At 39.4% G+C, this 17,778-nt stretch carries 12 protein-coding genes, 12 tRNA genes and 3 pseudogenes; 24 read left to right on the top strand and 3 right to left on the bottom strand.

Translation table 11 applies throughout. The features are described from left to right. The first annotated feature begins 108 nt into the window (after window positions 1–108). The 19 genes and pseudogenes from KP78_RS17660 (at window position 109) to KP78_RS17570 (ending at window position 9,426) form a co-directional block, all read left to right on the top strand. Window positions 109–185: transfer RNA gene (locus KP78_RS17660), tRNA-Met, on the top strand. Between the two features lie 5 nt (window positions 186–190). Further along, a tRNA-Ile gene (locus KP78_RS17655) sits at window positions 191–267 on the top strand. A 23-nt stretch (window positions 268–290) separates the two neighbouring features. Continuing rightward, window positions 291–383 (top strand) — tRNA-Ser (locus KP78_RS17650). A 97-nt stretch (window positions 384–480) separates the two neighbouring features. Further along, window positions 481–554 (top strand) — tRNA-Met (locus KP78_RS17645). 7 nt (window positions 555–561) lie between these two features. Further along, window positions 562–637: transfer RNA gene (locus KP78_RS17640), tRNA-Asp, on the top strand. 69 nt (window positions 638–706) lie between these two features. After that, window positions 707–779, top strand: a tRNA-Phe gene (locus tag KP78_RS17635). Window positions 780–792: 13 nt separating this feature from the next. Beyond that, window positions 793–868, top strand: a tRNA-His gene (locus KP78_RS17630). A 28-nt stretch (window positions 869–896) separates the two neighbouring features. Continuing rightward, window positions 897–967 (top strand) — tRNA-Gly (locus KP78_RS17625). A gap of 6 nt (window positions 968–973) precedes the next feature. Beyond that, window positions 974–1,050, top strand: a tRNA-Ile gene (locus KP78_RS17620). A 1-nt stretch (window position 1,051) separates the two neighbouring features. After that, window positions 1,052–1,126, top strand: a tRNA-Asn gene (locus KP78_RS17615). Window positions 1,127–1,133: 7 nt separating this feature from the next. Then, a tRNA-Ser gene (locus KP78_RS17610) sits at window positions 1,134–1,221 on the top strand. 8 nt (window positions 1,222–1,229) lie between these two features. Continuing rightward, window positions 1,230–1,301: transfer RNA gene (locus KP78_RS17605), tRNA-Glu, on the top strand. A 1,084-nt stretch (window positions 1,302–2,385) separates the two neighbouring features. Then, window positions 2,386–2,779 (top strand): annotated as a pseudogene (locus KP78_RS17600) (VOC family protein). A 200-nt stretch (window positions 2,780–2,979) separates the two neighbouring features. After that, window positions 2,980–3,957: an NAD(P)H-dependent flavin oxidoreductase gene (locus KP78_RS17595; RefSeq protein WP_041090918.1), complete on the top strand. Its 978-nt coding sequence runs from the start codon at window positions 2,980–2,982 to the stop codon at window positions 3,955–3,957. A 239-nt stretch (window positions 3,958–4,196) separates the two neighbouring features. Continuing rightward, window positions 4,197–4,543, top strand: a pseudogene (locus KP78_RS19485) (GNAT family N-acetyltransferase). A gap of 9 nt (window positions 4,544–4,552) precedes the next feature. Further along, window positions 4,553–4,780, top strand: a complete 228-nt coding sequence (locus KP78_RS17590) for a GNAT family N-acetyltransferase (RefSeq protein WP_084220145.1) — start codon at window positions 4,553–4,555, stop codon at window positions 4,778–4,780. Between the two features lie 839 nt (window positions 4,781–5,619). Beyond that, a complete protein-coding gene (locus KP78_RS17580) occupies window positions 5,620–6,720 on the top strand; it encodes an alpha/beta hydrolase (protein ID WP_041090915.1) in 1,101 nt (366 codons plus the stop codon). Window positions 6,721–7,257: 537 nt separating this feature from the next. Next, window positions 7,258–8,667 (top strand): GH1 family beta-glucosidase, encoded by a 1,410-nt coding sequence (locus KP78_RS17575; protein WP_041090914.1) that lies wholly within the window; start codon window positions 7,258–7,260, stop codon window positions 8,665–8,667. Window positions 8,668–8,719: 52 nt separating this feature from the next. Continuing rightward, window positions 8,720–9,426: pseudogene (locus KP78_RS17570) on the top strand (GntR family transcriptional regulator). 191 nt (window positions 9,427–9,617) lie between these two features. Here the strand turns inward: KP78_RS17570 and KP78_RS20855 are convergent. Continuing rightward, the gene (locus KP78_RS20855; protein WP_041090912.1) at window positions 9,618–9,797 is read right to left on the bottom strand and encodes a hypothetical protein; all 180 of its coding nucleotides are present in this window, start codon (window positions 9,795–9,797) and stop codon (window positions 9,618–9,620) included. Window positions 9,798–10,118: 321 nt separating this feature from the next. On the opposite strand from KP78_RS20855, the gene KP78_RS17560 reads away from it, so the two are divergent. After that, a complete protein-coding gene (locus tag KP78_RS17560) occupies window positions 10,119–10,820 on the top strand; it encodes a DUF2628 domain-containing protein (protein WP_041090910.1) in 702 nt (233 codons plus the stop codon). Window positions 10,821–10,972: 152 nt separating this feature from the next. Here the strand turns inward: KP78_RS17560 and KP78_RS17555 are convergent, their stop codons facing one another. Then, on the bottom strand, window positions 10,973–11,575 hold the full coding sequence (locus tag KP78_RS17555; RefSeq protein WP_084220144.1) for a TraR/DksA C4-type zinc finger protein: 603 nt from the start codon (window positions 11,573–11,575) through the stop codon (window positions 10,973–10,975). Between the two features lie 113 nt (window positions 11,576–11,688). After that, window positions 11,689–12,609 carry a 1,4-dihydroxy-2-naphthoate polyprenyltransferase gene (locus KP78_RS17550; RefSeq protein ID WP_041090908.1) on the bottom strand — a complete coding sequence of 307 codons (921 nt, stop codon included), beginning with the start codon at window positions 12,607–12,609 and terminating at the stop codon, window positions 11,689–11,691. A gap of 326 nt (window positions 12,610–12,935) precedes the next feature. On the opposite strand from KP78_RS17550, the gene KP78_RS17545 reads away from it, so the two are divergent. From KP78_RS17545 to menB, 4 genes are read left to right on the top strand one after another with little or no spacing between them, the layout of a single operon-like run. After that, window positions 12,936–14,339, top strand: a complete 1,404-nt coding sequence (locus tag KP78_RS17545) for an isochorismate synthase (RefSeq protein ID WP_157841527.1) — start codon at window positions 12,936–12,938, stop codon at window positions 14,337–14,339. Next, complete coding sequence (menD, locus tag KP78_RS17540; RefSeq protein WP_041090907.1) at window positions 14,336–16,075, top strand: 2-succinyl-5-enolpyruvyl-6-hydroxy-3-cyclohexene-1-carboxylic-acid synthase; 1,740 nt, start codon at window positions 14,336–14,338, stop codon at window positions 16,073–16,075. Before KP78_RS17545 ends, menD begins: the two co-directional genes overlap by 4 nt. Continuing rightward, window positions 16,076–16,885 (top strand): 2-succinyl-6-hydroxy-2,4-cyclohexadiene-1-carboxylate synthase, encoded by an 810-nt coding sequence (gene menH / locus KP78_RS17535; RefSeq protein ID WP_041090905.1) that lies wholly within the window; start codon window positions 16,076–16,078, stop codon window positions 16,883–16,885. It begins immediately after the preceding gene. A 43-nt stretch (window positions 16,886–16,928) separates the two neighbouring features. Then, the gene (gene menB, locus KP78_RS17530) at window positions 16,929–17,747 is read left to right on the top strand and encodes a 1,4-dihydroxy-2-naphthoyl-CoA synthase (RefSeq protein WP_041090903.1); all 819 of its coding nucleotides are present in this window, start codon (window positions 16,929–16,931) and stop codon (window positions 17,745–17,747) included. The last annotated feature ends 31 nt before the right edge of the window (window positions 17,748–17,778 follow it).

Raw genomic sequence — 17,778 nt, 5'->3', positions numbered from 1 at the left:
GGCCTTAGCTCAGCTGGGAGAGCGCCTGCCTTGCACGCAGGAGGTCAGCGGTTCGATCCCGCTAGGCTCCACCATAACTAGTATTATTTTGTATTAATAGATTGATTTGGCGGCGTAGCTCAGCTGGCTAGAGCGTACGGTTCATACCCGTGAGGTCGGGGGTTCGATCCCCTCTGCCGCTACCAATAAAGGACCTTTAGCTCAGCTGGTTAGAGCAGACGGCTCATAACCGTCCGGTCGCAGGTTCGAGTCCTGCAAGGTCCACCATCATCATCTTAGCAGCATACTACGGAGGTATACCCAAGTTCGGCTGAAGGGATCGGTCTTGAAAACCGACAGGGGAGTCAAATCCCGCGGGGGTTCGAATCCCTCTACCTCCTCCATTTTTTAAGTTATTATGTATGATATTCCATCAAGAAGGATAAAATTGCTAATTTGATTCTAAATATGTACCAATTAATTTAAGTTGTATACTATTGTCGCGGGGTGGAGCAGTTCGGTAGCTCGTCGGGCTCATAACCCGAAGGTCGCAGGTTCAAATCCTGCCCCCGCAATTACCAAGGTCCCGTGGTGTAGCGGTTAACATGCCTGCCTGTCACGCAGGAGATCGCCGGTTCGATCCCGGTCGGGACCGCCATTATTTTTATTAAGACTTTCCAAATCGGAAACTAGATTAAATTAATATTAAAATGTATATACTTAATTAGGCTTTGTAGCTCAGTCGGTAGAGCAATGGACTGAAAATCCATGTGTCGGCGGTTCGATTCCGTCCAAAGCCACCTTATTACCTTGGCGGTTGTGGCGAAGTGGTTAACGCACCTGATTGTGGTTCAGGCATTCGTGGGTTCGATTCCCATCAGTCGCCCCATTTTTAATAACCAATTGATTCTGATTATGCGGGTGTAGTTTAATGGTAAAACCTCAGCCTTCCAAGCTGATGTCGTGAGTTCGATTCTCATCACCCGCTTTCATTGGGCCTATAGCTCAGCTGGTTAGAGCGCACGCCTGATAAGCGTGAGGTCGATGGTTCGAGTCCATTTAGGCCCACCATTCCACAGTAGCTCAGTGGTAGAGCAATCGGCTGTTAACCGATCGGTCGTAGGTTCGAGTCCTACCTGTGGAGCCATTTTTATGGGGAAGTACTCAAGTGGCTGAAGAGGCGCCCCTGCTAAGGGTGTAGGTCGCGTAAGCGGCGCGAGGGTTCAAATCCCTCCTTCTCCGCTCTTCTTGGCCCGTTGGTCAAGCGGTTAAGACACCGCCCTTTCACGGCGGTAACACGGGTTCGAATCCCGTACGGGTCATACAAAAAAGACATGCTCTTATAGAGCATGTCTTTTTTGTTTTGCCCTGTTAAAGATTATTGTTGATTTTTGCACGATGTTGATTGGAGCGGATACGTGAGACACCTGCTTAGAAAAGCAAAGGGGAGACCCCACAGGAGCATAGCGCCGAGGAGGTTTCTTGACCGCCCGCGGATAGCGAACGACTGAAGCGGAAATCAACAGGCAAGTTTAACAAAGCCTATTCTTAAAATTTAGCGTTATGTAAATAATAATCACCTCAAAAATTAGTATGTGGGACCGGATCAATATTGTGCATATTTATTCAAGCGTTTTTGTACATTTTTAATGTAGCACTTCTAAGTAGGTTTTAATTCTAAGATTTTATCAAACACCGCAATGATAATAGTACGTAAAGCAAAATGATAGTTGCCTGCTCCCGACAATAACACTTATGATAAGCTTAGGTTATCCAATTATCCGTTGTAATTTACATTGTTCTGTTTACGACGAAACAAAATACTTTTAGAAAGATCATATGTAACAGGAGGAGCGTTTACTGTGAAAATACATATAATAAGCGGTTTGGGAAGTGGAAAGTCATTTATTCGTGAAAAAACAGCTGAATTAATAACTATTAAAAACTATAACCACAATGATATTTTTTTGGAGTATTAGCACTTCAACCTATGGTGTTCGAAATTCATCTGACGCAATTGACAGTCAACTGAAAAGTATTCTAAATCAGGAAAACTGGATAATTGAAGAGGATTATTACAGTTGATTAAAATAAAGCCTTCAAAATGCAGATTATAAAATTTTATTAAAACTAAATGTTTATTTAAGAGATTAGAGAATTGTAAAGGGGTTCATTTATAGGAAACCTAATCTTGAAAAATCAGATAAGAAAGAAACAATAAATTTAATTATTGAACTGCTAAAATAGAACCGCAGATATGATAATGAAAATTTGGTAAATGCTCTAGAAATGATAAAAGATTATTTACATAAAACTTATGAATTCAGAGATTCTAAAAGGTATATAAATTATTAAATGTTTGAAATTTGTAAACGGTTTGTTTAGTAATGAAACGGGAATTAAAATATGAACATGTTGCAAGCCATTCCAGCTTTACCAGTTAGAGATATTAAACGAAGCATAGATTTTTATTGCGAAAAGGTAGGATTTTCCCTGGGCTACCATGAGGGTGGTTTCGCAGTACTTCTTTATAATGACGTTCGCCTTATCCATCTTTGGGAAGCTAGTGATGATAGCTGGCGTACTCGCAGCAACTCAACTCCGGTTGTTTCGGCTGCAGAATCGTTTATAGCAGAAACTGCCAGTTGTCGAATAAAAGCAGAGGGTGTTAATAAACTGTATCAACAAATACAGCCATTGGGTATTTTGCACCCAGATGCGAACCTAAGTGACCATTGGTGGGGAGAACCTGATTTCACCTGTATGTGCCCCCGACAATAATCTAATAGAATTTTTCTAAATCCTAAAAATTGATAAATAACTCCTCTTTTATTGAACTAGCGGGTACTTTACTTTAAACCGGGCTGCCATTTCGGTGGCTTTATTCTTATTCTGCAAACGAAGCAGAATAATGTAACAATAGCCTACTTTTTTTAGCAATTGCAGGATTTCTCATTTTTTGGTCGATAATGTAACATCTAAAAAGGAGTGCGAAAAATTATGAAAACACGAGTAACGGAGATTTTTGGAATTAAATATCCAATTGTACAAGGAGGACTTGCTTACCTCGCTTATGCCGAACTGGCAGCTGCGGTCTCAAATGCTGGAGGACTTGGACAAATTACTGCGGCAACGCTGCGTTCACCGGAAAAACTTCGGAAGGAAATTCGTAAAGTTCGTACGCTTACCAATAAGCCATTCGCTGTAAACTTTGCTATTGCAAGGAACAACGGACAATATCAGGAATTGCTTGAAGTTGCTATTGAAGAAAAGGTACCTGCCATTTCTATAACAGGAGCTAATCCCCAACCTATTTTTGAACGCATTAAAGGAGAAAATATTCGAACGCTTGTCCTCATAGCGGGCGTTAGACAGGCACAGAAAGCGGAACAACTAGGGGCTGACGCTGTAATGGCAGTTGGACAGGAAGGCGGAGGGCACTTAGGCCGAGACGATATTGGCACAATGGTTCTTACTCCTCGTGTGATCGATTCTGTATCTATCCCCGTATTGGCAAGTGGAGGTATTGGAGATGGACGAGGTTTATTAGCGGCATTGGCACTAGGAGCAGAAGGAATTGAAATGGGTACTCGCTTTATAGCTACTCAAGAGTGCATTCATGCAAACGAGAAATATAAGCAGGCGATCCTTCATGCAAAAGAGACAGATACAGCAATTATTAAGAGAACATTAGGTTCACCAGGCCGAGCCCTGAAAACTGAATACACGCTGGATATTATCGAACGTGAAAAGGAAGGAGCAACCTATGAAGACCTGCAAGATAGTATTAGCGGAAAAGCCAATTGCAGGTATATCTATGATGGAAATGAAGCAGAAGGTTTCGGATGGGCTGGTCAGATAATCGGTCTTATCAACAATATTCCGACGGTTCAAGAGTTGTTTGATGAGATGATTCTTACGGCAGAAAACGGATTGAACCGTATAAGTAATATTATCGGAGAGGGGACCCATCAATAATTTATGTGCTCTTTCTTTATGTATGGAGCTGGATTGTCAAATAAGTAAAAACCTAGATTACCTTGACACTTATGTAAAAAAATCAGATTTTTTTCACAATAAAGAATAATTGGTGTTACTATTGGACAGGTAAAATAGGATACTAGAGAAAAACGGAATTGAATGATTTATGAAACTGGAAGAGAGTTAAGAAAAAAGTTAGTCCCCATGTTTGGGTTGATAATCCTACTGTTGCACAAATAACGGTAGGGATTTTGGTGTTTTTTGCTGGTGACCCTGATACATACGAAGCAGAAGAACTAGTAAAAAACTTGCCTGAATTTACTCTCGCTATTGTTGGTTCGGAAGAATGGAAAAAGCGGACTAAAGAGGTACATAAAGATTCGTTTGAGAAGGTACACATCCACAATACAGAAAAAAGGGTCTAGCAGTAATTACATCCTCATCATTGATAATAGAGTGACTTAATAGGGGATTATATCCTAGCTGGGATGGTGCTAATTTAGAATCAGTTAAATTAGCCGAAAAGCTGGGCTATAAATTTAGAGATTCCTATGATATATACTATATAAATTCTAATAATTAATCTTTTACAATCGGGCGCGATTCTGTAGTTATAGGACTTGTGTATGTGGCAGGCGTGGGATTAGAACATGGTTATATGGAAGATATAATTGTTCATCCTTTTTATCGGAAAAATGGAATAGGCGTGGAATTATTAAGAGAATTATTAAGAGAGTCTGAACGATATGGATTAGAAATGATCACCTTAACTTATGATCCACAACATAAAAACTTGTTTCTTTACTCATTGTCTAGGTGAATTATGGAGTAAGCGGAACTGAATTCAAAGACACTTTTACTTATTAAGGGCATCGTATTTTCTTAAAGGAAGTGGTGTCTTTCTGAATAAACGATACTGCAGCTTATAAAAACGATCTTCCGCAAGCGGGTGCAATTCTTTAATAAAGAATTGCGCTTTTATTTATGTAAAGGGCCAGATTGTAGAATAACTTCTTTAATTGAAGTTGGCTATATTTTATTAACCGTTTATAAAGGGAATCTCCAATATTCCTTTTTATGGGAAAATAAGTTTTAAATTAAGCAAAGAGGGTACAAAACAATGTCTACTATTCTTCAAAGAAAGGGATGAATAAACGCGAAACAATTTTTTAAAGGAGATAGCGTATTAACTCTGGATAAGGATATCGGAAATTTTGATAAAGCTGATGTCCTTATAGAATGATCAAAATTATAGAAGTTAAAGCTAATATTGAGGTAGATAATTGTGAAATAATAGACGCTACAGACATGATCGTGATAACTGGCTATACATGGGAATCAATTATTCGTAAGATAGGTACAGACTGGTCCTTACCAACCTATCTTAGCAACATTTTTTATGGAAACCTAGGGTCTTTACGCCGTCCACAAGATGAGTATGTGGCAACTTATTGGGGGCTCTTGAGGCTTTAGATTCAGGGGTTACAACAATTAGACTGGACAATGATTATAACACCTGATCACACTGAAGAGCTAACTAAAAAATCAATGAACGGTTCTGGTGGTAAGGGTCTAAAGAGATATTTGTCTAATGCCGTAACCAGCATTAATTTTTATTTTTAACCGAAACATGTAAACAAGCGGAAGGAAGTAAAAGAAATGGAAAGAAAGAAAAATCTTAAAGGTTGGAAAAAAACTCTGCGTATAGCCGGTTTAACTGTCGGCTCCCTTACCGGAGTGATTGTATTCCTAATTGTGAGCTTCTTGATTATGCATTCGTTCACACCTGCTCCTTTTGTAACATATCTGCAAAAATCAGTCTTTGTTACAGGTGAGGTTAACTCATTTGAGCCAAAATCAGAGCCGACAAAGACAACATTGTCGGATGGAACAGTATATATTCGAGATATACAATATGGAGAAAAATATCCTAATAGTTATTTGGATATCTATATCCCAAACGGCGATACAAATACTCAACGCCCTACCTTTTTCTTTATTCATGGAGGAGGATATGCTTGGGGCTATAAGGCAGAGGGGGATCCTCTTGTAGAAGAATCAGAAGGTGAAAATTCTCCGCAATATTTACAGAGTGTAGCGGAAAATGGGTACAATGTAGTCAGCATAAATTACGCCCTTACTCCTGATTATCTATATCCTACACCCATTTATCAAATTGACGAGGCAGTAAGATTTCTTCAGAAATCTGGAGATAATTATGGCTTGGATATGACCAATATCATTTTTAGTGGAGGAAGTGCAGGAGGACAGCTTGCGGGACAATATGTGAACATTCAAACGAATCCGAAGTATGCTGAAGAAATGGAGCTCACTGCTTCCATTAAAAAAGAAAATATCGAAGCAGTCGTATTCAATTCCGCATTGCTTGATTCAGCCCGCTTTGACAAGATTGGCCATCCATATGGGAATTTTGTATTTAATTCGCTCGGAAGGCTTTATTTTGACACGAACGATCTGAGAGACAGTACTAAAGTGGAACAATCAAATGTCATTACACATATGGTTTCAGATTTCCCTCCAACTTTCATTACGGACGGCAATACGGCAACCTTTACAGACCAGGCAGTAGATTTGGACGAGCGAATGACAAAATTGGACATTCCCCATGAATTTAATTACTACGGTAAAGATGTATCCATACTGGGGCATGGCTATCAAAGCTCACTGGATAATAAATACGCCAAAGAGAATTTTACTAAAATGCTTGATTTTCTTGATCAGCATATAAATAGAGAATAAAGTGGGGAATTTTAACATAGACAGCTAACAAGCCATGCATTTTTAAACTTGTGTTAAGTACCCCTATTATTCGGCTTCTCTTAAACAAGATTGCGATGAAAAGTACTTAACGAACAGAGCAGGTGTTGAATAAGGATGATTTATTCACGAAGATAGCTCTAATAAAGATAATTGAAAAAAGAGTAATGCATCATATTTTCATTACTCTTTTTTTTTTTGTAAATCCGATTGTGCTGCTGGGGTTAATGGCTTTATTATGACGATTCATTCAAATTTAAAAAGGTAAGTAAGGTTAATTTCATCTTCAACTAAAGGTGGGGGCGTTGATTCAGCATGATTAACGTCTTTATTTTTATTTATTTGGGGTACTTGGATTTATGATTTCATTAATGTAGATACTAACTTTTATACTTTTGTTCTACAAAATTTATATAGTCAAATTTGGAAAAAGGTATATAATCATGTTAATATTTGTACCTATAATTAATATACATAGTAATAAATATAACAAGTAGGCATATAAAATGGAGGTTTATAATGAAATTTCCACATGATTTTTTATTCGGAGCAGCTTCTGCTTCTTATCAAGTTGAAGGAGCATGGAACGAGGATGGAAAAGGTAAAACGAATTGGGATGTCTTTTCAAAGATTCCGGGGAAAACGCACGAGGGTACAAATGGAGATGTTGCCATCGACCATTATCATCGATACAAAGAAGATATTAAATTAATGGCAGAAATGGGACTTGAATCGTACCGGTTTTCCATTTCATGGGCACGGATTTTGCCCGCAGGAGATGGAGAAGTCAATGAAAAAGGCTTAGAATTTTATAATAATGTGATTAATGAATGCTTAAAATATGGTATTGTTCCATTTGCTACGCTGTATCATTGGGATTTGCCACTGGTGCTAGAAGAAGATGGGGGATGGACGAATAAGCGAACAGCTGAAGCCTTCGTCAAGTATGCAGAAATTTGTTTTCGGGCATTTGGAGATCGCGTCAAACATTGGATTACGTTTAATGAAACGGTTATGTTTTGCGGATTAGGCTATTTAAAAGGAGCACATCCGCCTGGTATCCAAAATGATGAGAAGAAATACTTTCAAGCGACACATTACGTGTTTTATGCACACGCTAAAGCTGTAGAAGCTTATAAGGAACTAAAATCTTACGGCGAAATTGGTATTACCCATGTTTTCTTACCAGCTTACAGCGTAGATGATAAGCAAGAGAATGTAGTAGCTGCTAGACATGCTAATGAATATGAAACTTTTTGGTATTATGACCCAATTTTAAAAGGGGAATATCCATCTTATGTAGTTGAGCAATTAAAGCAGAAAGGCTGGACGCCTAGTTGGACAGAAGAAGAACTAGGTACGTTAAAAAGAAACGCGGGGAAAAATGATTTTATTGGACTTAATTATTACCAGCCCATTCGAGTAGAAAAATATCACGAAGCTGTTTCATCCATGGAACATTCAAGAGAAACATCTACTCTAGCCCCAGGAAACCCATCTTTTGATGGCTTTTATCGTACCGTAAAAATGGAAGATAAAACATATACAAAATGGGGATGGGAAATCTCACCTCAAGGATTTTTAGATGGGCTACACATGTTAAAAGAGCGTTATGGTGATCTTAAAATGTATGTAACAGAAAACGGACTTGGTGATGAGGATCCGATTATTGACGGTGAAGTAGTAGATGTACCTCGTATTAAATATATTGAAGAACATTTAAAAGTGATTAAGCGTGCCATCAAAGAAGGCATACATCTAAAAGGTTATTATGCATGGTCTGTCATTGATTTATTAAGCTGGTTAAACGGGTATAAAAAGCAATACGGATTTATATACGTAGATCATCAAGATCATTTAAACAGAAAGAAAAAGCTGTCGTTTCACTGGTATAAGCACATTATTGAGACGAGAGGAGAAGAACTGTAAGTAAATTGTGTATAATTACAGTAAATAATTGAACGAGAGACAGGGAGATAATATGGCTGTAAAATATAAAGAAATAGGTGATTGTTTAGAACGGGAAATTCTGGATGGAAAATTTGAAAATACGAATAAGCTGCCTACAGAGAAGAACTGATAAAAGAATTTGAAGTGAGTCGAAATACGATCCGAAAAGCAATTAATCAGTTGGTTAATCGCGGTCTTATCTATCAGGTGCAAGGCAGCGGAATGTTTTTACACGAAAAATCTGCAACAGATTATATAAATTTAGGCAGTCTTAGAGGTTTAACAAAAGATTTGACGTCAAAAACAATTGAGACGAAAATTCTAGCGTTACATGTGCTAGAAGCTGATCAAGAAAAAGCAAAACAATAACGTTGTGAAGCGGGAACAAAACTTTATTATATTAAGCGGCTGCGAATTGTAGATAATGAGCCCTTCTCAATTGAAATAAGTTACTTTAAAAAAGATATTGTGCCTTATTTAAATGAAGATATTGCAGTAAGTTCTATTTATAGTTACCTGATAGAGGATTTAAAATTAAACATTGGTTTTGCCGACAAAGTAATGAACTGTGAAAAAATTGATGAAGCAAGTGCGAGCCTGCTACATGTTAATGAGCAAGACCCAGCATTAATTATTGAAAATACAGTAAGTTTGACTAACGGAACCATTTTTGAATTATCTCAATCAATATTTCATTATCAAAAAGCAAAAATCTTAAATCGGATCAATTTTAAATAAAATGAGATTTAATCGGTTAAGACTCCGGTTCTTAACCGATTTTTTTACGTTGTACTTTTTATTTACTCACTGTATTTGACTAGCTTGATGAATTGGTAAGAAAACTTGAAAGATTTATTAATGAAAGCATGGTATTGGCGACTTCATTATGTTAATTTACAGGCACTAAAATCGAATTTTTTTTGAAACTTCTAAATGCTTTTTATTTTAATAGATATGTTAACCTTGGCTGTTGATTTTCTCTCCGGGCGCTCTCTTTCCGCTTCAGCCCTCAGGAGTCTCTCGCTTTCTGCTACAATCAACGCTGTGCAAAAATCAACAATGGATGTTAACATAGCCATTTTAATAAGAACCATAAAACGCATAATCATTTTACAAGTTCATCTGCTTTTTCTCCTCAATTGCATAATTTCTTCCCAAATGATAATTTCTTAGTTTGATAAGCAGATTCCTTTTATTAAACTATTGCACTATTTTCTTTTATGAAGAACTGCTTTCATGTAGGATATCAATATAGATAAATATGGGAGTGTTTTATATATTGTTCTCAATGTGGATATAAGCTAGAGGAGGATCAGTTTTGTCAGCAGTGCGGCACAATTGTTAATCGAAAAATAAACGCTACTCATGCAACCAATCATAACGATGCGTCATCAGGTTAATACGTAGGTGATCCCACAGATCAAGATTCATTGTTAGATCATCAATTAAAGGCATTTGTTACAAAGAATCAACACTATTATTTACCCAAATCGAAGCGAACCGAGCCTTATGGAAGAAAATCTGTTTTTAATTTAACTGCCTTCTTTTTAACTATTTATTGGTTAGCCTATCGTCGAATGTACGCACAAGCATTTATTGTGTTTGGGATTACTGTCATTCCTATTACTATTCTTACTAGTATAAATGCACCGCAGTGGTTAGTGACAATAGAGAGTCTATTGGTCAGTTTATCAATTGCCATTGTCTATGGGGTTTTGGGCAATCGTTTCTACTATAATCATGCTAAAAAGAAAATTGAGAGATTGAATATCCAAGCTGATCATCTATCAAGTGACGATGAAGCAGCTATTGCTGGGAGCGGGGGAACGAGTGCAGCTGGAGTTGTGGCTATGGCTGGACTTGCTTTCATTTATTTGATTGTGGTAACGGTATTGACTATTTTCAGCTTCTTTAATTCAATCGGATCCATTGAATTTGGTGAAGATGTTAATAATCGAGGGGATCTTGCTGTCCAAGAACGCTTTGAGCAAGAAGAACCCTTTTTTTATGGTGCCGATTTTGCTGAATTTGTTGAGAACGACTTTGTTCAAAACTCCGTCATTTACGTTGTTACAGGTGAAGAAGTAATGTTTTGGGAAGAGTATATAGAAGAAGATTCCGGGTATTTATAAGGGATTTTATATGATCTAGGATATGACCAAATGGTGCTGGATGAAGGGGAGTATCATGTAGTCGTCTCAAAATCAGATGGCACCTTTTTATCGGAAGGCAGCTTTTTCATTGATTAAAAAATCATCCTCTGCGAAAACAGAGGATGATTTTTTTATTTATTATCTGGGTAAATTCTACGTTCATTTCCGCCTATATCTGTTGCTACTGTAGTCAGATCCTCATCTTCATACATTTCATCATACGTATTCTCGTCTCCGCCTCTGTCAGAAGGAGTTTCTGATGTACCATATCGTGCCACATCACTGAAGCTATCCTCATAATCACGAATTTCTCCATCTGCTGCTTTATAAGGGGCTTCGGTTGAAGCGTTTAGTACATCTTCTTCACTTGGGCGGTCATCTAAGCTTGCACGTTGACCATTGGCATGCTCTACGCGTGTAAGGGCTGTTGGGATTGCCTTTAATCTTTCAATAGGGATCTCTTTTCCGCTAACTGCACAAATGCCATATGTGCCTTCTTCTATTGCTTTTAGAGAGTTATCGATTTTTTGAAGCTCTTGTTCAGCATGCTGATCCAGTGCCATGTCTTTTTCGCGATCAAAAAGATCAGTGGCGTTATCTGCTGGATGGTTATCATATTGAGAAAGCTCCGTAGACTGCTCAGCAACACTGCTTGATTCTTTGGCAGAGGCTAATTCTTCTTTTCTTGCTAACAATTGATTTTTAAACTCTTGTAATTGTTCATTTGATAACATATATGACACTCCTTTTATGCATTGAGTTATTACGTATAGTTTATCCCCCATACATAAAATGAAACATCAGCCAAAAAAATAGAGCTGTTCGTTGAGAACAGCTCTAGCACGATTTAAACATAGTATCCGATTAATAGACCGATGGATAATAGAAAGCCAAAGATTGTATTTGTTTGTGCAGTAGCTTTCATGGCGGGCATCATTTGTATTGGCATAGTCTTTCCAATAAAGCCTTTCGTTGCTTTAACGGCTTTAGGGATGCTGAGAAAACTGATGAGCAGCCACGGTGAAGCAAGTCCGAAAACGATAAGGGCAATGACAATACCATATGAAACAATAAACATGCCGGCAAGAAAATAGATTGCTTTTTGTCGTCCTAATAAAATGGCAATCGTTTTTCTTCCATTTTCTTTATCACCGTCGAGATCTCGTATATTGTTAGCCAGCAGAATGGATCCAACTAGAATGGAAACCGGGATTGAAACGAGCATGACGATCGAATTGATTTCACCTGTTTGTATATAAAAGGAAATGAGTACAATAACAAACCCCATAAAAAATCCTGCAGTGATTTCTCCAAAAGGAGTGTATGCGATCGGGACTGGTCCGCCAGTATAGAAATAGCCTGCTGTCATTCCTACAATACCGATAAGGGCAATCCACCAGGAGCTGTTTAGACAAATATATACACCAAGTAATAACGCGATTCCAAAAAGAATAAAGGCGAGTGAAATCACGGTTTTGGGTTTAACGCCATTTCGTACAATCGCTCCGCCGATGCCGACTGATTCTTCCGTATCTAACCCGCGAACATAATCATAATATTCATTGATCATATTCGTGGCGGCTTGAATTAGAATGCTTGCAAGAAGCATAGCAATGAACATAAACCAGTTCATTTGTGTAAACTCAAGAGCGAGAACAGTGCCAAGCAAAACGGGCACAAAGGCAGCAGTCAGTGTGTGCGGTCGTGTTAATTGCCACCATATGCGCCAACCCTTATCAGCTTGGACCGTGGTTTGTTGAGTATTCATTTTTTTCTCTCCTTATATAATCTCAAAGTATTGTGTATTTGTGACAAGAAAAGTCCATAGTAAAGTGTAGAAAAAGCGATAGATTGTGTCAATGGAGTTCTGTCAGCTTTGTCGAGATTTGTATGCTCTTATTATACCTTGACTAAGTATAGAATTGAAATGAAAGAGTGAGTGATGATCGTTTCAGGAATTGGGAAAATAGGTTTTCAAATACAAGGGGAATAAACAGAGCAATGAGGGTTGTTTCATTGACATCATGCTAAAAACAAGTGTATCTTTAAGGAAGATAAAACTTGTTCGCAACAGTGATTTTAGGGGGAAACATGGTGAGAATTATACAGCAATCACATGGGTATGCTGCATTTGAACATGCGTTTGAAAAGGCCTATCAGTTCAAGCGGGATGTGCTATTTAGCATGGTCATCCCAATTGATCCGGTGGACCCCCTTCAATTCTATGAAGCAGGGTATCAAATGTTTCAAGGTGAGCGATCTTTCTGGCAGGACCGAGATGGTGAGCTCGCTTTAATTGGAGTCGGCAATGCCCAGACCTTCACTTCAAATCCTTTGAATGATCGATTTACAACGATACAGCAGCAATGGTCTCAATTTTTAGAGCATGCTGTTTATTTTGGAGTGCAAAAAATAGGAACAGGTCCAATCATAATGGGAGGTTTCTCGTTTGATCCAAGACAAGAGGCAGAGCTTGAATGGTCAAACTTCTCAGATGGATATTTCCAATTGCCCTCTTATATGCTGACAATAGATCAATACGGAGCTGCTTTTTTAACAACGAATATTATTTGTTCGGAAGGAGACCATGCTAAAACGATATGGGCCCGCATCCAAGCAAATAAAGAATTGCTTTTTACTAGATTACAGGATCATATAAAGGATGCAAATGTTGTCCAAACAATAGAGGTTAATCCGGAACGGTGGAAAAACACGATCGGTTTTGTTGTTAAACGTCTTCAAAAAGAAGAAATGGAAAAGGTCGTTCTAGCGCGAAAAATAAAAGTAGAATTTGACGGAAAAAAACGTTCAGATACCGTGCTGGAGCGCTTGAGAGATGACCAGCCTGATAGCTTTATTTTTTCGCTTGAGGTGTTAGACAGCTGTTTTATAGGGGCGACCCCAGAGCGTTTAGTAAAGAAAGAAAATGAGTCCATTTTATCTACATGCCTTGCCGGATCCATACAGCGTGGGAATACCACAGAGGAAGACAATCGTCTAGGACAGCTGCTTCTTCATGATGAGAAAAATTTGCATGAGCATCAGCTTGTCGTAAACATGATTAAGTCGAGCTTGACTGATCTTTGTGAGGTAGTCCACGTTCCTTCACAGCCGGCATTAATGAAAATAAGAGATATTCAGCATTTATATACACCGGTAAAGGGAATCGCGTCCAAAGGAATATCTATTTTGGATTATGTGAGAAATTTACATCCAACTCCGGCACTTGGCGGCACTCCAACACATCTTGCCATGGATGTGATAAGAGAGGAAGAAGGTATGAACCGTGGATTTTATGCAGCACCTGTTGGCTGGCTGGATGCACAGGGAAATGGCGAGTTTGCGGTTGCAATCCGTTCCGGCTTGCTTCATGATCATCATGCGTATTTATATGCTGGATGTGGAGTTGTGGCGGATTCAGACCCAGAAAGCGAGTATCAGGAAACGACAATTAAATTCCGTCCGATGCTGCGCGCAGTAGGAGGAACAATTAAATGAGTCATCAACAAACATTAACAACCTTTGTCGCTACATTTGTTCAGCAGCTGCATAAAGGAGGAGTGAAACGAGCCGTCATTAGCCCTGGCTCACGTTCCACTCCTCTTGCGTATGTGCTGCAGGAGCATCCATTGATCGAATGCCACGTCAATGTGGACGAGCGGTCAGCAGCTTTTTATGCACTTGGTATGGCGAAAAAAACAGGTGAACCGGTCGTATTGCTATGTACATCGGGCACAGCGGCAGCCAATTATTATCCTGCGGTTGTAGAGGCGCGATACGCAAGAATACCCCTTCTTGTTTTAACCGCTGACCGTCCGCATGAATTGCGTGAAGTAGGTGCACCGCAAGCCATTGATCAAATTCACTTATTTGGTCACCATGTAAAATGGTTTGCGGATATGGCGCTGCCCGAGGATTCAAATGCAGTGCTTAACTACGTCAGAAGAATAGCAACACGAGCCATTGCGAAATCACTCGAGGCACCGTACGGACCTGTTCATTTGAATTTTCCATTTAGAGAGCCGCTAATTCCGGACTTGGATGGGGCGTTTGAAGAGCTGCAAGAGGTAAGAACCATTTCATTGTATCGCGGAGAAAAAGCAATATCAAAAGACCAGGCGAGAGAGCTTGCAGTGACGGTTAATTCAAGTGAAAAAGGTATTATCGTTGTTGGTCCAATGGATTCTCCTCATGTCAAGGATGAGCTTATACAATTTGCAAAAAGAACGGGCTATCCTGTTTTAGTTGATCCATTGTCCCACTTGCGTTCAGCCTTAAAAGAAGAATCATTGTTAATCGAAAGCTATGATGCCTTCTTAAGATTGAAAGATTTGATTAACAGATTGAAACCGGACCTAATCATACGTTTTGGCGGGATGCCTGTATCGAAGCCGTTGACTCAATTTTTGCAAGCACATAAAGCAGCTGAGCACTGGTTAGTAGATAAAGGGACTGAATGGAGAGATCCAATTTCAACCGTGACGTCATATATTGAAAGTGATGACGCTGCATTTATTAACGGCCTGCTGCCATTTCTCAAAGATAGAACGTACGGCTCGTGGCAATCATTTTGGCAGGACATTAACGCTGTAACCGTTCATGAAATCGGTCAATATGTCATGAATGAAAGAGATGAGGGGGCAATTGTTGGGCGGATATTACGCCAATTACCAGTTGGAAGCCAATTAGTAGTTGGCAACAGCATGCCAATTCGGGATGTTGATACATTTTGGACGAGAGAGGCCTCTTCTCTTAGTATTTGGGCAAACCGAGGAGCTAACGGGATTGATGGCGTAGTTTCTACAGCATTAGGGATCTCCTCTGTATCTGAAGAGCCCGTGTATCTTTTAATTGGTGATTTGTCATTTTTCCATGATTTAAATGGGCTGTTGGTTTCAAAGCAGCATGCGAATAATTTAAGAATTATTGTGCTTAATAATAATGGGGGAGGGATTTTTTCATACCTGCCTCAATCCTCTGAGCCGAAGCATTTTGAAACGCTGTTTGGTACACCGACGGAGCTTGATTTTGAACATGCTGCCCGTCTTTATGGCGCTTCGTATGAACGTGTAATAGACCCAGAGCAGCTAGATGCGGCTTTGCAAGCACAGTCGGAAGTCCGCGGTGTATCCATCATTGAGGTGATGACGAACCGGGACGAAAATGTGTTGACTCATCGTTCTCTCTGGCGCAGCGTTCAGTCGGCAGTTGAAAGGAAAATAGGGGGAGAATAGATGAATCTTTCCATTAGAGATGCTACCTATAATATACGTGTTGAGGGGCAAGGGGAATCCATTCTATTATTGCATGGTTTTACGGGTGATATGTCAACATGGAAGCATACAATCCGAACACTATCTTCTAAATGGAAATGTGTCGCAGTTGATTTGCCGGGACACGGTGGGACCATTATGCCAGATGATCGTAAGCGGTATTCAATGAAAGAAGTATGCAGAGATTTAAAAGAAATGTTAGATGCTTTAAAAATAGAGAAGGCTCATATAGCAGGATACTCAATGGGTGGAAGAACAGCGCTCTCATTTGCTCATTATTATCCAGAGCGGGTCTCCACTCTTATACTTGAAAGCGGTTCTCCAGGGCTCGCTTCACCGAAAGAACGTCAGGATCGTATTGAAGCGGATGAAAAGCTTGCTCAATTTATTGAAGCTGAGGGCATCAAAGCATTTGTAGATAAATGGGAAAACATTTCACTATTTAAATCGCAAAAAAATCTTTCAGCCAGAATCCAGTCTGACATTCGGACACAGCGCTTAAAAAATCATGCAGCTGGTCTTGCAGAAAGTCTAAGAGGAATGGGAACAGGAAGTCAAAGCTCCTGGTGGGATCATTTATCGACCATGAAAATACCTATGCTGCTTCTAACGGGAGAAGAAGATGAAAAGTTTTGTCAAATTGCGGATCAAATGCTTTTAAAGCTCCCTCATGCAAAAAAAGTCGTTTTTTCGGAAGCAGGTCACGCAATTCATGTGGAACAACCGGAAAAGTTTGATACAATGTTAATGGAGTTTTTATTATTTGGCTGAGCGTGTATGCTCAAAGCCTATTACATAAAAGGAGGTTTCTTTCATGACTCGTGAATGGGTACAGGAACGGAACTATGAAGATATTTTGTATGAAACATATAATGGTATTGCGAAAATCTCCATCAATCGACCGGAAGTCCATAATGCTTTCCGTCCCAAAACAGTAATGGAGCTCATTAATGCGTTTGCTTATGCTCGTGATGACTCAAGTATTGGGGTTATCGTGCTGGCAGGAGTGGGAGACAAAGCGTTTTGTTCCGGCGGTGACCAAAAGGTGCGCGGACATGGTGGATATGTTGGAGAAGATGAGATTCCTCGTCTAAACGTGTTGGATCTTCAACGTTTAATACGCGTGATTCCAAAGCCGGTTATTGCAATGGTTTCTGGCTACGCAATTGGCGGAGGACATGTTCTTCATGTTGTTTGTGACTTAACGATTGCAGCTGACAACGCTATTTTTGGTCAAACAGGACCGAATGTCGGATCATTCGATGCCGGCTACGGTTCAGGTTACCTGGCACGTATTATTGGTCATAAGAAAGCGAGAGAAATTTGGTTCCTATGCCGTCAATACAACGCACAGGAAGCGCTTGATATGGGACTTGTCAACACAGTTGTACCATTAGCTGAGCTTGAAGATGAAACAGTGAAATGGGCGGAAGAAATGCTTGAAAAGAGCCCGACAGCACTTCGCTTCATAAAAGCAGCGATGAACGCAGATACAGATGGTCTTGCTGGATTACAGCAATTCGCTGGGGATGCAACGCTTCTTTATTACACAACGGATGAGGCAAAAGAAGGCCGTGACGCGTTCAAGGAAAAACGTAAACCGGACTTTGGTCAATTCCCTCGTTTCCCTTAATTGTTAAAGAACTGAACAAGCAGCCTGTGGG

The sequence above is a fragment of the Jeotgalibacillus soli genome, assembly GCF_000829435.1.
Taxonomy (GTDB): domain Bacteria; phylum Bacillota; class Bacilli; order Bacillales; family Jeotgalibacillaceae; genus Jeotgalibacillus; species Jeotgalibacillus soli.
This window is presented reverse-complemented; position numbering and strand designations above follow the sequence as displayed.